The organism is Bacillus cereus group sp. MYBK216-1, assembly GCF_051916495.1.
Taxonomy (GTDB): Bacteria; Bacillota; Bacilli; order Bacillales; family Bacillaceae_G; genus Bacillus_A; species Bacillus_A thuringiensis_K.
In genome coordinates this window covers 45,859-58,550 of record NZ_JBQAGT010000017.1, presented here as the reverse complement: position 1 = coordinate 58,550, position 12,692 = coordinate 45,859, and the positions used below count along the sequence as shown (strand labels likewise).

Sequence of the window (12,692 nt, the reverse complement as noted above, 5' to 3'; positions counted from 1 at the left end):
TAGTTTGTCTAGCATCTAAAATAAAAATTGACGTTTCACGTTGTTTGTTTCGTTCAGTTTTCAAAGAACTACTTGGTCGCTCATTTGCGACTTCCTTATGTTAACATCTTCATTTTTCAATGTCAACTAAGTTTTTTAATTTCTTTTTTGTCGTTTTCTGCGTTTCTGCATCAGCGACGGTTATTAATTTACCATATACAAACCATTAGCGTCAACACTTTTTAATAAAAAATTCTTTTTCTTACATAACGAATACATTCTTCTGTGTTAGCTACTCTCCGGAATAAACAGAAAATGATTTTATATCTTTCTTCCATGGCTTTTTTTACAACTTCATGAATACGCTCATCTTCAAAATCAAATAAAAGTTCCTCTAATTCTCTCTTCAATATGTATTCCATTTCTTTTCTTTCTTCTTTTGTCAACATTAGCCCAAGCAAACAATCACCTCAATAATTCCTTACGCAACAATAAACGTTCCGCTCATTTTCAATTATCACATTCCTATCATCCATTATATCCACTACTTACGATGTTAATCCTTTGTTCTCTTTTTTATATTTACAGCATATATGTAACTGAAAAGGATTGGACAAAGGGGCGTAATATTATGTTTTTCTTTTTTATTACGAGTAAGAGAAATTTTAAACACATTAGCTTAATAGTGATACTGTCCTTATTTACAGCATGGCTACTCTTTTTAAAAACATATTCACATGAATCTGCTTTTTCAACTGCTACAGGCCCTAAAGTAATTTACAAAGGAGACACCGCTAAAAAGCAAGTTGCATTTACGTTTGATATTAGTTGGGGAGACAAAAAAGCAATTCCAATCCTAGATACTCTTAAAGAAAGAGAAATTAAGAATGCAACCTTCTTCCTTTCTGCTGCATGGGCCGAAAGACACCCCGATATTGTAGAGCGAATCATGAAAGATGGGCACGAAATCGGTAGTATGGGGTACAATTACACATCCTATACTTCTCTAGAGACAAATGAAATAAGGCGAGACCTTTTACGAGCACAAGATGTTTTTACGAAACTTGGTGTAAAACAAGTCAAGCTGTTACGTCCACCTAGTGGCGAATTTAACAAAGCAACCCTTAAAATCGCAGAATCACTTGGATACACCGTCGTGCATTGGAGTAATAATTCAAACGATTGGAAAAACCCAGGTGTAAATAACATCGTTTCCACTGTCTCTAATAATTTGAAGGGTGGAGATATCGTCTTATTACACGCATCCGATTCTGCCCTTCAAACAAATAGAGCTTTACCGCTGCTCCTGCAAAAAATAAAAAGTGATGGATATGAGCAAATATCCGTGTCACAACTTATTTCCAACACAAGTACGAAAAGTGAAGATGTGAAGTAGCTTCTTCCCAACTACTCTTCACGCATAAAAAGCTCTACTACCTTTCAAGAAGGTGGTAGAGCTTTTTTAATCATACCATTTCCAGCATTATAACTGCTGGTGTATAAAACCTCTCTCTATTAAGCTGATTTACTTGTTTTTCCGATTAAACGATGTAATACAAGTAATTGATACGCATTACATAACAATAGCGGTATAACCATTAAATATAGCCAATCTGTATCATTAATCCGAAGCGCCGGTACCCATTCAAGGATTGTTACAACAACCATAAAGAACAGAGCTGGCACAAATGCTTTTTTATTTGTTTCTTTACTTTTTACATAAGCAACAATTGCTCCAAACACAAATAATATTCCAGCAACAAGTATGTTATTCCCTAACGAGACTTCCCCATTTGCAATAAGTACAGATCTTAAATACACAAAATCAAATAATACGAATGCAATAAAGAAGAGCTGGACTGCATTCCATAAAGAAGATGAGCGAAACATCCCTAGTCCAAAACGGTGGATTGTTAAATATGCAAAGAATCCCATTTGACTTATAACACTAAAAATAAATCCTACACCCATCAGCCAGAAAGATACTGCTAAAATCTCCTTACCGTCGAAATTTTGAAAAAATTTATTGTACTTGTCCCACTCCAAAACAAAACCAATAATAACTGTGCTAATCCCACCAAGAAACAACGTCGTTAAAAATAGTCGTACCCACTTGCGGCTATTCACAACACATCCCCCATTATCCTTATATTTCTAATTAAATTGTATCAATGACAATTTCAAAAAGCTAGCCATGTTCATGTATAAATTCCTTAAAGATATTTATATTAAAAAGAGAGAACTGTGCTGAAAGGAGTTCCAACTTATGAAACGGATGCTATTCATTTTCGTTTCTTCTTTTCTACTTATCGCACTTGCAGCATGCGCACAAGGAAAAGAAACGAAATCCGAACTAGATTACGATCAAACAAAGAAAATGATTGTTGATATTTTAAAAACAGATCAAGGTAAGAAAGCTATTCAAGATGTATTAACTGATGAAAAAATGAAACAAGCACTCATACTAGATGAAACAGTAGTAAAGAAAACGATTGAAGATGCCATGGTATCCGATAAAGGGCAACAATTCTGGGAAAAGCTCTTTAAAGATCCTGAGTTCTCATCAAAGTTTGCTAAAAGTATGGGGAAAGAACAAACTCAATTAATGAAAACCTTACTAAAAGACCCTGAATACCAAGCAGGCGTTATAGAAATTATGAAAAATCCTGAAGTAGAAAAAATAATGTTACAAACAATGAAGAGTAAAGAATACCGTCAATATCTACAACAAGTACTAACAGAAACTGCTGAAAGTCCACTCTTCCAAGCCAAGATGATTGATATCATTAGTAAAGGTGTGCAAAAAGCTGAAAAAGGCGGATCTGGTAAGAAAGAAGCAGGCGGTGACGGTGGTTCTCAAGGCGAAAAGAAGGAAGAACAGTAAAAAATAATAACTATAATAACGAGTGGACAATGTATACATTGTTCACTCGTTATTACTTTATCTTACTATTAACAGACAAAATGGCCCCCTCTAGTTAAGCGAAAGGTTTACTAACAACAAAAGCATTATTGTTGTCAGTAACAGGTGAACCCCACTGATTAAAGTTTCACTTTATTTTTGTGTAACAGCTGTTTTATCAATTACTGTTTCAGCTATTTTACTATAAATAATGCCCGTTGTATGTGTATCTTCATATACTGAAGGAGCAAAGTCTTCTTTATTCCTATCGGGTTGTTGTAGCGGAATGCGACCAAGAACATTCGTTTGTAATTCGGTAGCTAACTTATCTCCCCCGCCTTTTCCAAATACATATTCTTTCTCACCAGTTACCTTACTTTCAAAATATGCCATATTCTCAACAACACCAAGAATACTATGTTCAGTGCGCAATGCCATCGCTCCAGCACGTGCTGCTACAAACGCAGCTGTTGGATGAGGCGTCGTTACAATAATCTCTTTGCAAGATGGCAACATTGAGTGCACATCTAACGCAACATCACCTGTGCCTGGTGGCAAATCTAGTACTAAATAATCTAGATCGCCCCATTCTACTTCTGTGAAGAAGTGGTTTAACATTTTCCCAAGCATAGGTCCTCTCCAAATAACTGGTGCATTATCCTCTACAAAGAAGCCCATTGAGATTACCTTTACACCTAAACGTTCCACCGGAATTATTTTGTCACCTCTTACGATAGGACGTTTTTCTATCCCCATCATGTCTGGCACACTAAAACCGTAAATGTCCGCATCGATAATACCAACTTTTTTTCCTAAACGAGCTAAAGCAACTGCAAGGTTAACGGAAACAGTTGATTTTCCCACGCCACCTTTTCCACTCGCTACTGCTAAGAATGTTGTTTTTGAATTAGGTGACAATAAAGATTCACTTTGCTCTTCTTGTTGTTCCGGTGCAAACTGAGCTAATTCCTCTTCTGTAAATTCTGCAAAACGAAGTCCAACTGTTGCTGCCCCAAGTTCTTTTACTAACTTTACAATTCCAGACTGCAACTGCATTTGTTCCGCTGTACCGGTTTTTACGATTGCAATTTTGACACTCACATGTTCCTTCTCTGGCTTGACTGTTACCTCTTTAATTGCATTTGTTTCTTTTAATGTTTTATGTAAAAACGGATCCACAATCCCTTCTAACGCTTCAACCACTTGCTCTTTCGTTACCATAATTAGCCCAGCCCCCTGTATGAAAAATAACGTAATGTTAATTGAATTTATCTCTGCTTATTCTTGAAATAAATGCGTTTACATTTCCAGTATAACATATTTTCCGAAAACTTCGTTAACGAGAGAAGCTCAAAAAAATCCTCCTTATTCTGGAGGATTTCCTTTTTCCGTGAAATAACGTAATATACCACGGTATATTGCAGCTGCTAACTTTTGCTGATATTTCTCCGAATTTAACATATACCTTTCGTTCACATTCGATAAAAAGCCAGCTTCAATTAAAGCACCTGGTGTTTTAGAATACTTTAATAAATACACATGCGAAATAGTCTTAGCAGAACGATTCGTGTTCTCTAAACTTGTTCTCAATTCAGCCTGTATAAATTTTGCAGCACGTTCATTTTCAATTGAAGAACGGTAATAGAACGTTTGTGCGCCTTTCGATCCACTACTAGTTAAAGCATTTAAATGAATACTTGCAAAAAAGTCTACATCAGGTTTATTGATGATTTCTACACGTTTTTTTAAATCCTCTGCTTTACGTCTGCTATATGACTTTGTATCTTTGTTAGCTAAATCATAATCTCCCTCACGCGTTAAAATAACTAGTGCACCTTGTTCTTGTAAATAGTCTTGTACCTTTTTTGTAATTTCAAGCGTAATATCCTTTTCTATAATATCCTTTCCACCAACAGCCCCTCCATCTGGTCCACCATGCCCAGCATCTAATACGATTACTTTCCCTGATAAGGGTAAATTCCAAGCACGCCACGATTTTGTAATTTGAAATTCTTGTTTGACTAAAAAAAACAATACAACCGCAGCGAGTGCAAAAGAGATAATTCGAATTCTCTTCATACCTTTCCTCCTCCAGCTAGTCCCTCTAATTACTTATATGGGACAAGAGGAAAGTTTATGCTTGTCTTAATGAAGCTTTAATCGATATCTTCTTTCACCTTTTTCATACCCTTCTTGCCACCACAATCCTATAAACTGCTGACAAGATTCAAAAAGTAATTCCTCATCTTTCAACTTTATTTCTCGCATAGTCATACTCGTTAAAAATTGAAATAGCGTTTCAGTTAATTGTTGTTCTTCTTCTAAAGCTCTATATTTCACATCAAAAAATGATTCACCATAATAACCAAATTTACTGTATCTCGCTCCTAATAAATAAGATTCTATCCCTAATTCAATACAGTAATCTTCATACTGACGATGAAGCTCTTGCATTTGAAATGCATCACGAATATTTGAACGCAATGTTTTTAATGATAATTCCCGCAACATCTTCCGCTCGTATTTTAACTGCTTTTCTTTTTGTTTTTCTTGTAAGCTGACAATGACATTCATAGTACTTATAAACCTCCCTAATACGTATTAGTCTAAACTTCTAAAGAAGAAGCATACGCGCGGCGGTAGCACTAAAATATTCCAAGCTATAAAAATTGCAAAAGAGGAATGAAACATAAAAAAACCCCAACCAAAATGGTTGGGGTTTGTAGTTCGCAAAAATTAACGTTTTGAGAACTGAGGTGCACGACGTGCGCCTTTAAGACCGTATTTTTTACGCTCTTTCATACGTGCGTCACGAGTTAATAGACCTGCACGTTTTAGTGTTAGACGGTATTCTGGATCAGCTTTTAATAAAGCGCGAGAAATACCGTGACGAATAGCACCAGCTTGACCAGTGTATCCACCACCATTTACGTTTACAAGTACATCGTAGTTACCTAAAGTTTCTGTTGCAACTAGAGGTTGTTTCACTACTTCACGTAATGCAGCAAATGGGATATAGTTTTCAAAATCACGACCGTTAATGATAACGCGTCCTTCGCCTGGAACTAGGCGTACGCGCGCTACTGAACTCTTACGACGTCCAGTACCATAGTATTGAACCTGTGCCAAAGTAAGCCCTCCTTTAATTAATTATCCGCGAAGTTCGTAAACTTCTGGTTTTTGTGCTTGGTGTGGATGCTCTGCTCCAGCATACACGTTAAGTTTCTTAGAAACTTGACGGCCTAAGCGTCCTTTTGGAAGCATGCCTTTAATTGCAAGCTCTAACATTTGTACAGGGTAGTTTGTACGCATTTCAAGAGCTGTTCTTTGCTTAAGTCCACCTGGGTGGTTAGTGTGACGGTAGTAAATTTTATCGTTTAATTTATTACCTGTTAAATGAATTTTCTCAGCGTTAATAATAATTACATGATCACCCGTGTCAACGTGTGGTGTAAATGTAGGTTTGTTTTTACCACGTAAAATGGATGCTACTTCACTAGCAAGGCGACCTAAAGTTTGACCTTCAGCATCAACCACATACCATTTACGCTCAACTTCGTTAGCTTTTGCCATAAAAGTCGTACGCATGTGTTTCCCTCCTCGTTATCTTTTCCATAGAAAAAATCTATTGTTTATCTTAAACACGATTTCCTTCCGGGGCTAATCGTGGTTTTAGAAACAATACCATATGTTATGATATACTTTTGAGTTTCTAATGTCAAGCAAATGTTACACCAGGATTAGTTGTTATAGTTTACCTCCCATAAGTAAAGCCCATGACCTGGAGCCATCTTTCCAGCAAACTGACGATTTTGTTTCGCTAAAATCTCTGGAATGCTATCAGGATCAAGCTTTCCTTGTCCTATGCTAAGTAACGTACCAACAATAATTCTGACCATATTATATAAAAATCCATTACCTACAAAACGAAAAATTATTTCATCATCTTGTTCAATTAACTCGATTTCATAAATTGTTCGCACTTTATCTTTTTTGTCAGTTTTTGCCGAACAAAAAGAAGTGAAATCATGCGTTCCAATAAAATAAGGAATTGCTTTTCTTATAGAGTTGATTTCGAGCGGGTATGGATATTGATATACGTAATTTCTACGGAATACATCCGCAGTCTTTGATAATAATACACGATAACGATATTCTTTTTTCTCAACACCGTAACGTGCATGAAATTCTTCTGTTTTTTTCTCTACTTGCCTTATAACAATATCATCTGGCAACATTGTGTTTAAAGCATTACTCCATTGCCACTCTTCAAGAGACAAAGGGGTATCAAAGTGTATTACTTGTCCTTTTGCATGAACTGTAGAATCTGTTCTACCAGATGCCTGAACACGAACAAGTTCTCCCTTATGCAATTTCTGCAATGCTTTTTCTATCTCCTGTTGAACAGTACGATGGTTCGGCTGAATTTGATAACCACAAAAATGCATGCCATCATATGCAACCGTACATTTTATTCTATCCATTTCTCTATTCTCCATTACGATCGCACCCATGCCAAAATACAAGCTAAACAAAATAAACTGACAATCGTTACTGTATCGCTTGTTTTCCAGCGTAGTTGCCTAAATTTAGTACGTCCTTCACCACTTTGATATCCACGAGCTTCCATCGCAATGGCTAAGTCCTCTGCACGCTTAAAAGCACTGATAAACAGAGGAACGAGCAGTGAAATAATAGCTTTCATTCTATCTTTTATCGGTCCCCCGGCAAAATCAATACCACGTGACGCTTGTGCTTTCATTATTTTACTCGTTTCATCCATTAATGTCGGGATAAAACGAAGAGAAATTGACATCATTAATGCGATTTCATGAACAGGAACCTTTATACGCTTCAACGGCTTTAATAACGTCTCCAAACCATCTGTAATTTCAATAGGTGTCGTCGTTAACGTTAATAATGTCGTCATTAAAATAATAACGAAGAATCGTACAGAAATGTATATCCCTTGCTCTAATCCATTTTCATATATCGAAAACCAACCAAGCTGGAATAGTACATCCCCCTCTTTATTTGTAAAAATATGCAGGAAAAATGTAAAAAGAAAAATCCATAAAATTGGTTTTAAGCCCGAAAGTACATAACGAATCGGCACTTTTGCAAAAAATAAAGCAATGAGTGCATATAAAAATAAAAATCCATATGAAATCGCATTATTTGCTAAGAAAACAACAAATACATATAAAAAGACAATCAGCAGCTTCGTACGTGGATCAAGTTGATGAATAAGTGAATTCCCCGGGATATATCTCCCAATAATCAACTGCTGCATGATTCATGACCACCTTTTCGTAACACCTGCACAACTTCATGAGTAAGATCCTCTAAAGATAAGGTAGCCTTTGGAATTGAAATACCAAACTTCTCTTCAATTGCACGTTTATACTTTAATGACATAGGAAGATCCACACCAATTTTCTCTAGTTCATCAGCATGTGAAAATACTTCCTCTGCACTTCCTTGCAAAAAGACCGTTCCTTTATGCATAACTACAATCTGCTCCGCATACTGAGCAGCATCCTCCATATTATGCGTTACAAGGATAACTGTAAGACCCTTCTCCTTGTGCAGCTTATAAAACATCTCCATAAGTTCATTCTGCCCTTTTGGATCTAGTCCTGCTGTAGGTTCATCTAATACAAGCACTTCAGGTTCCATCGCCAGTACACCCGCTATAGCAACACGTCTCATTTGTCCACCACTTAATTCGAACGGAGAACGTGTTAACAGTTCCGGTTCTAGCCCTACAAGTTCAATTGCCTTTCTAGCCTTTTGCCTTGCTTCGTCTACAGATACTCCAAAATTAGTAGGGCCGAAACAAATATCTTTCTCCACAGTCTCTTCAAACAACTGATGTTCTGGGAATTGAAAGACAACCCCTACTTTTTTACGTAGTGGCTTTAGCTTTTTTTCTTTCTTTCCTGCCGAAATCAAATGTTCACCAATTTGAACTGTACCATTTGTCGGCTGCAATAAACCATTTAAATGTTGAATCATCGTCGACTTACCTGAACCAGTATGACCGATAATGGCATAATAACCCCCACTTGGAAACGACACGTCTACATCATAAAGTGCGCGTCTTTCAAATGGAGTTTTATATTGATAACGATGTTCTACTTTTTGGAATGTAATCTCCAAAGTTCGTTCACCAAGCTTTCCATTGTAAGATGCGTATTTTGCAAGAGAATTTCATTTCTTTTTAATAATTCTGCTATTTTCACTGAAAATGGTACATCTAATCCAATTTCTTGGAGCATATGAGAGGATTTGAAAATTTGTTCTGGAGTCCCTTCCTCTAATATCTCTCCCTTATTTAAAATAATGACACGGTCTGATTGTGCCGCTTCTTCTAAATCGTGCGTAATTGATAACACGGTAATACCTTTTTGATTAACAAGTTGTCTAACCGTTTCTACTACTTCACGTCTCCCTTGGGGGTCTAGCATTGACGTTGCTTCATCTAATATTAAAATAGATGGCTGAAGTGCTAAAACGCCTGCTATTGCCACTCGCTGTTTTTGCCCACCAGATAACGAATGAGGCTCATCATTAAGAAAATCTTCCATACGGACAAGTTTGAGAGCCTGATCTAATCTTTCTACCATCTGTTCTCTTGGCATTCCGATATTCTCTAAGCCAAAAACAACGTCGTCTTGCACTGTCGTTCCAACAAATTGATTATCTGGGTTTTGAAATACCATCCCAATTTGTTTTCGAACATCCCATACCGTTTCCTCTGATAAAACCATTGTATCATTTACTGTAATAGTTCCTGCTTCTGGCAAAAACAAACCATTCAATAATTTTGCAAGTGTAGACTTCCCTGAACCGTTTTGTCCAATAACAGATACCCATTCTCCCTCATATAAGGAAAATGAAACATCTTTTAATGCATAAGTGGCTGCCCCAGGATATTGAAAGGATATATTTTCTGTCCGAAGTTTCTCTTTTTTCAATACAAGGCACCCTTTCCTTCGCCAAGTTAGCCTATTTTTATATTTAAAAAAAAGGGCCATGACCAGTTTCTTGAAAAGAACTGTCCTGCCCTTTTAATTATCATTATACTAACTCGATAATTACCATTGGTGCTGCGTCTCCGCGACGTGGACCAATTTTTGCAATACGAGTGTATCCGCCTTGGCGCTCAGCATAGCGTGGAGCTACATCAGCGAATAATTTTTGAAGTGCATCTTGACCAGTCTCAGCGTTAGCTACTTCATTGCGAATGAAAGCTGCTGCTTGACGACGAGCATGAAGATCTCCGCGTTTACCTAAAGTGATCATTTTTTCCACTACAGAACGAAGTTCTTTTGCACGAGTTTCTGTCGTTTGGATGCGCTCGTTGATAATTAAATCAGTAGCTAAGTCACGTAACATAGCTTTACGTTGCGCACTTGTACGGCCTAATTTTCTGTATGCCATTCGTAGTTCCCTCCTTTGTTGATGGGTTTAAATCCTCAGTCGTCTTTACGTAAACCTAAACCTAATTCTTCAAGTTTATGTTTAACTTCTTCTAAGGATTTACGTCCTAAGTTACGAACTTTCATCATATCTTCTTCTGTTTTGTTCGCAAGCTCTTGTACAGTATTAATTCCTGCACGTTTAAGGCAATTATAAGAACGAACAGAAAGATCTAGTTCCTCGATAGTCATCTCAAGAACTTTCTCTTTTTGATCTTCTTCCTTCTCAACCATAATCTCAGCATTTTGTGCTTCATCAGTTAAACCAACAAAGATATTTAAATGCTCAGTTAAGATTTTGGCACCTAAAGAGATAGCTTCTTTTGGCCCGATGCTTCCATCCGTCCATACATCAAGCGTAAGCTTATCATAATTAGCCACTTGTCCGACACGTGTCTTTTCCACTTGGTAAGTCACACGTGATACTGGAGTATAAATAGAATCAATAGGAATTACTCCTATTGGTTGATCTTCGCTTTTATTTGCATCAGCTGGCGTATACCCACGGCCACGCTTTGCAGTTAAACGCACGCGGAAATGCGCATCTTTTGCTAACGTTGCAATGTGTAAATCTGGATTTAAGATTTCTACATCACTATCGTGAGTAATATCAGCAGCTGTGACAATACCTTCGCCCTGCACATCAATTTCCAACGTCTTCTCTTCTTCAGAGTAGATTTTAAGAGCTAACTTTTTCAAGTTTAAGATGATCGTTGTAACGTCTTCTACTACGCCCTCAACTGTTGAAAATTCATGTAATACGCCATCGATTTGGATAGCAGTAACAGCGGCACCAGGGAGTGAAGATAAAAGAATACGACGTAAGGAGTTACCCAACGTAGTACCATATCCACGCTCAAGCGGTTCAATTACGAATTTACCATATTTAGCATCTTCGTTAAGTTCAACCGTTTCGATTTTCGGCTTTTCGATTTCAATCATTAACTAAACCCTCCTTCAAAACGTCGAAACCCCGGTTAAACAAAGGTACAACCCCTGTCTAACCGAAAGTCCCCCTTAGGCAGTTCCCGATTGTGCACAACAAGCGATGTTTCTGTACGAAATTTCTCGATAATGCATCATATCCATTATAGACAAAAGGGAAAATTCTATACAGAAAAATTACACACGACGACGTTTTGGTGGACGACATCCATTATGAGGAACTGGAGTAACATCTCTAATTGCTGTTACTTCTAGACCTGCAGCTTGAAGAGCACGAATTGCAGCTTCACGGCCAGCACCAGGACCTTTAACAGTAACCTCTAAAGTTTTTAAACCGTGTTCCATTGCAGCTTTAGCAGCAGTTTCAGCAGCCATTTGCGCAGCGAATGGAGTAGATTTACGAGATCCACGGAAACCAAGTGCACCAGCACTAGACCAAGAAAGTGCGTTACCGTGAGTATCTGTAAGTGTTACGATTGTGTTGTTGAAAGTAGAACGAATATGAGCTATACCAGCTTCAATATTCTTTTTCACACGTTTTTTACGAGTGTTTGTTTTACGTGCCATTGTTAGTTCAACCTCCTTTACTTATTATTTCTTTTTATTTGCTACTGTACGACGTGGACCTTTACGTGTACGAGCATTGTTTTTAGAGTTTTGACCACGAACTGGTAAGCCACGACGGTGACGAAGACCACGGTAAGAACCGATCTCCATTAGACGTTTAATGTTAAGAGATACTTCACGACGAAGGTCTCCCTCAACTTTAATACGATCGATGATATCACGGATACGTCCTAATTCGTCTTCCGTTAAATCACGAACTCGTGTTTCTTCAGAAATACCTGCTTCAGCAAGAATTTTTTCAGCAGTTGTGCGACCAATGCCGAATACGTAAGTTAAAGAAATAACAACGCGTTTGTCTCGAGGAATATCTACACCTGCGATACGTGCCATTACGAATGCACCTCCTTCTGATTAACCTTGTTTTTGTTTATGTTTAGGGTTTTCACAAATAACCATTACTTTTCCACGTCTACGAATAACTTTACATTTTTCGCAGATTGGTTTAACTGACGGTCTTACTTTCATGTCTCGAACCTCCTTAAAGATTACGGAGTGCTATATTATTTAAAACGGTACGTAATACGACCACGATTTAAATCGTACGGAGATAATTCTACCGTAACTTTGTCTCCTGGTAAAATACGAATGAAGTTCATACGGATTTTACCAGAAACGTGAGCCAATACGACATGCCCATTCTCTAATTCTACTTTGAACATAGCATTTGGCAACGTTTCAAGAACGGTACCTTCGACTTCAATTACATCATCTTTAGCCATTCAATAGTTCTCCCTTCTTCAAATCAGTAACATTTT

General features: G+C 37.4%; 19 protein-coding genes. 2 read left to right on the top strand and 17 right to left on the bottom strand.

All coding sequences use genetic code 11. The features are described from left to right. Positions 1–221: 221 nt before the first annotated feature. Positions 222–440, bottom strand: coding sequence for a hypothetical protein (locus tag ACTFRH_RS28640; protein ID WP_000901147.1), 219 nt, complete (start codon positions 438–440; stop codon positions 222–224). 170 nt (positions 441–610) lie between these two features. On the opposite strand from ACTFRH_RS28640, the gene pdaB reads away from it, so the two are divergent. Further along, the gene (gene pdaB, locus ACTFRH_RS28635; protein ID WP_000464705.1) at positions 611–1,375 is read left to right on the top strand and encodes a polysaccharide deacetylase family sporulation protein PdaB; all 765 of its coding nucleotides are present in this window, start codon (positions 611–613) and stop codon (positions 1,373–1,375) included. Positions 1,376–1,494: 119 nt separating this feature from the next. Here pdaB and kbaA read toward each other — a convergent pair whose 3' ends face one another. After that, complete coding sequence (gene kbaA, locus ACTFRH_RS28630) at positions 1,495–2,106, bottom strand: KinB signaling pathway activation protein KbaA (protein WP_001088526.1); 612 nt, start codon at positions 2,104–2,106, stop codon at positions 1,495–1,497. Positions 2,107–2,245: 139 nt separating this feature from the next. Between kbaA and gerD the strand changes: the two genes are divergently transcribed. Further along, positions 2,246–2,863: a spore germination lipoprotein GerD gene (gene gerD / locus ACTFRH_RS28625; protein WP_000827292.1), complete on the top strand. Its 618-nt coding sequence runs from the start codon at positions 2,246–2,248 to the stop codon at positions 2,861–2,863. Positions 2,864–3,034: 171 nt separating this feature from the next. Here gerD and ACTFRH_RS28620 read toward each other — a convergent pair whose 3' ends face one another. The 15 genes from ACTFRH_RS28620 to infA all read right to left on the bottom strand — a co-directional run bounded on the left by ACTFRH_RS28620 (position 3,035) and on the right by infA (position 12,656). Further along, positions 3,035–4,102 carry a P-loop NTPase gene (locus ACTFRH_RS28620; RefSeq protein ID WP_440048909.1) on the bottom strand — a complete coding sequence of 356 codons (1,068 nt, stop codon included), beginning with the start codon at positions 4,100–4,102 and terminating at the stop codon, positions 3,035–3,037. A gap of 144 nt (positions 4,103–4,246) precedes the next feature. Then, a complete protein-coding gene (gene cwlD, locus ACTFRH_RS28615; RefSeq protein ID WP_000822438.1) occupies positions 4,247–4,960 on the bottom strand; it encodes an N-acetylmuramoyl-L-alanine amidase CwlD in 714 nt (237 codons plus the stop codon). A gap of 66 nt (positions 4,961–5,026) precedes the next feature. Next, the gene (locus ACTFRH_RS28610; RefSeq protein ID WP_001101005.1) at positions 5,027–5,455 is read right to left on the bottom strand and encodes a DUF2521 family protein; all 429 of its coding nucleotides are present in this window, start codon (positions 5,453–5,455) and stop codon (positions 5,027–5,029) included. Between the two features lie 162 nt (positions 5,456–5,617). Further along, positions 5,618–6,010: a 30S ribosomal protein S9 gene (gene rpsI, locus ACTFRH_RS28605; RefSeq protein WP_000079986.1), complete on the bottom strand. Its 393-nt coding sequence runs from the start codon at positions 6,008–6,010 to the stop codon at positions 5,618–5,620. 21 nt (positions 6,011–6,031) lie between these two features. Then, entirely contained in the window at positions 6,032–6,469 is a 438-nt protein-coding gene (gene rplM / locus ACTFRH_RS28600; RefSeq protein ID WP_001260793.1) for a 50S ribosomal protein L13, read from the bottom strand. Between the two features lie 152 nt (positions 6,470–6,621). Beyond that, positions 6,622–7,365, bottom strand: coding sequence for a tRNA pseudouridine(38-40) synthase TruA (gene truA, locus ACTFRH_RS28595; protein WP_002163816.1), 744 nt, complete (start codon positions 7,363–7,365; stop codon positions 6,622–6,624). 14 nt (positions 7,366–7,379) lie between these two features. Further along, positions 7,380–8,174: an energy-coupling factor transporter transmembrane component T family protein gene (locus tag ACTFRH_RS28590; protein WP_001186529.1), complete on the bottom strand. Its 795-nt coding sequence runs from the start codon at positions 8,172–8,174 to the stop codon at positions 7,380–7,382. Next, positions 8,162–9,043 carry an energy-coupling factor ABC transporter ATP-binding protein gene (locus tag ACTFRH_RS28585; protein ID WP_000406535.1) on the bottom strand — a complete coding sequence of 294 codons (882 nt, stop codon included), beginning with the start codon at positions 9,041–9,043 and terminating at the stop codon, positions 8,162–8,164. Before ACTFRH_RS28585 ends, ACTFRH_RS28590 begins: the two co-directional genes overlap by 13 nt. Further along, positions 9,019–9,861 carry an energy-coupling factor ABC transporter ATP-binding protein gene (locus ACTFRH_RS28580; RefSeq protein WP_000711782.1) on the bottom strand — a complete coding sequence of 281 codons (843 nt, stop codon included), beginning with the start codon at positions 9,859–9,861 and terminating at the stop codon, positions 9,019–9,021. The genes ACTFRH_RS28585 and ACTFRH_RS28580 overlap by 25 nt, the downstream gene beginning before the upstream one ends. Positions 9,862–9,964: 103 nt before the next feature. After that, a complete protein-coding gene (gene rplQ, locus ACTFRH_RS28575) occupies positions 9,965–10,327 on the bottom strand; it encodes a 50S ribosomal protein L17 (RefSeq protein ID WP_000331490.1) in 363 nt (120 codons plus the stop codon). Between the two features lie 35 nt (positions 10,328–10,362). After that, the gene (locus tag ACTFRH_RS28570) at positions 10,363–11,307 is read right to left on the bottom strand and encodes a DNA-directed RNA polymerase subunit alpha (RefSeq protein WP_000569643.1); all 945 of its coding nucleotides are present in this window, start codon (positions 11,305–11,307) and stop codon (positions 10,363–10,365) included. Positions 11,308–11,487: 180 nt separating this feature from the next. Then, positions 11,488–11,877, bottom strand: a complete 390-nt coding sequence (gene rpsK / locus ACTFRH_RS28565; protein ID WP_000101798.1) for a 30S ribosomal protein S11 — start codon at positions 11,875–11,877, stop codon at positions 11,488–11,490. A gap of 24 nt (positions 11,878–11,901) precedes the next feature. Next, entirely contained in the window at positions 11,902–12,267 is a 366-nt protein-coding gene (rpsM, locus tag ACTFRH_RS28560; protein WP_000090788.1) for a 30S ribosomal protein S13, read from the bottom strand. A gap of 21 nt (positions 12,268–12,288) precedes the next feature. Continuing rightward, the gene (rpmJ, locus tag ACTFRH_RS28555) at positions 12,289–12,402 is read right to left on the bottom strand and encodes a 50S ribosomal protein L36 (RefSeq protein ID WP_000868344.1); all 114 of its coding nucleotides are present in this window, start codon (positions 12,400–12,402) and stop codon (positions 12,289–12,291) included. 35 nt (positions 12,403–12,437) lie between these two features. Then, a complete protein-coding gene (infA, locus tag ACTFRH_RS28550; protein ID WP_001029884.1) occupies positions 12,438–12,656 on the bottom strand; it encodes a translation initiation factor IF-1 in 219 nt (72 codons plus the stop codon). Positions 12,657–12,692 lie beyond the last annotated feature (36 nt).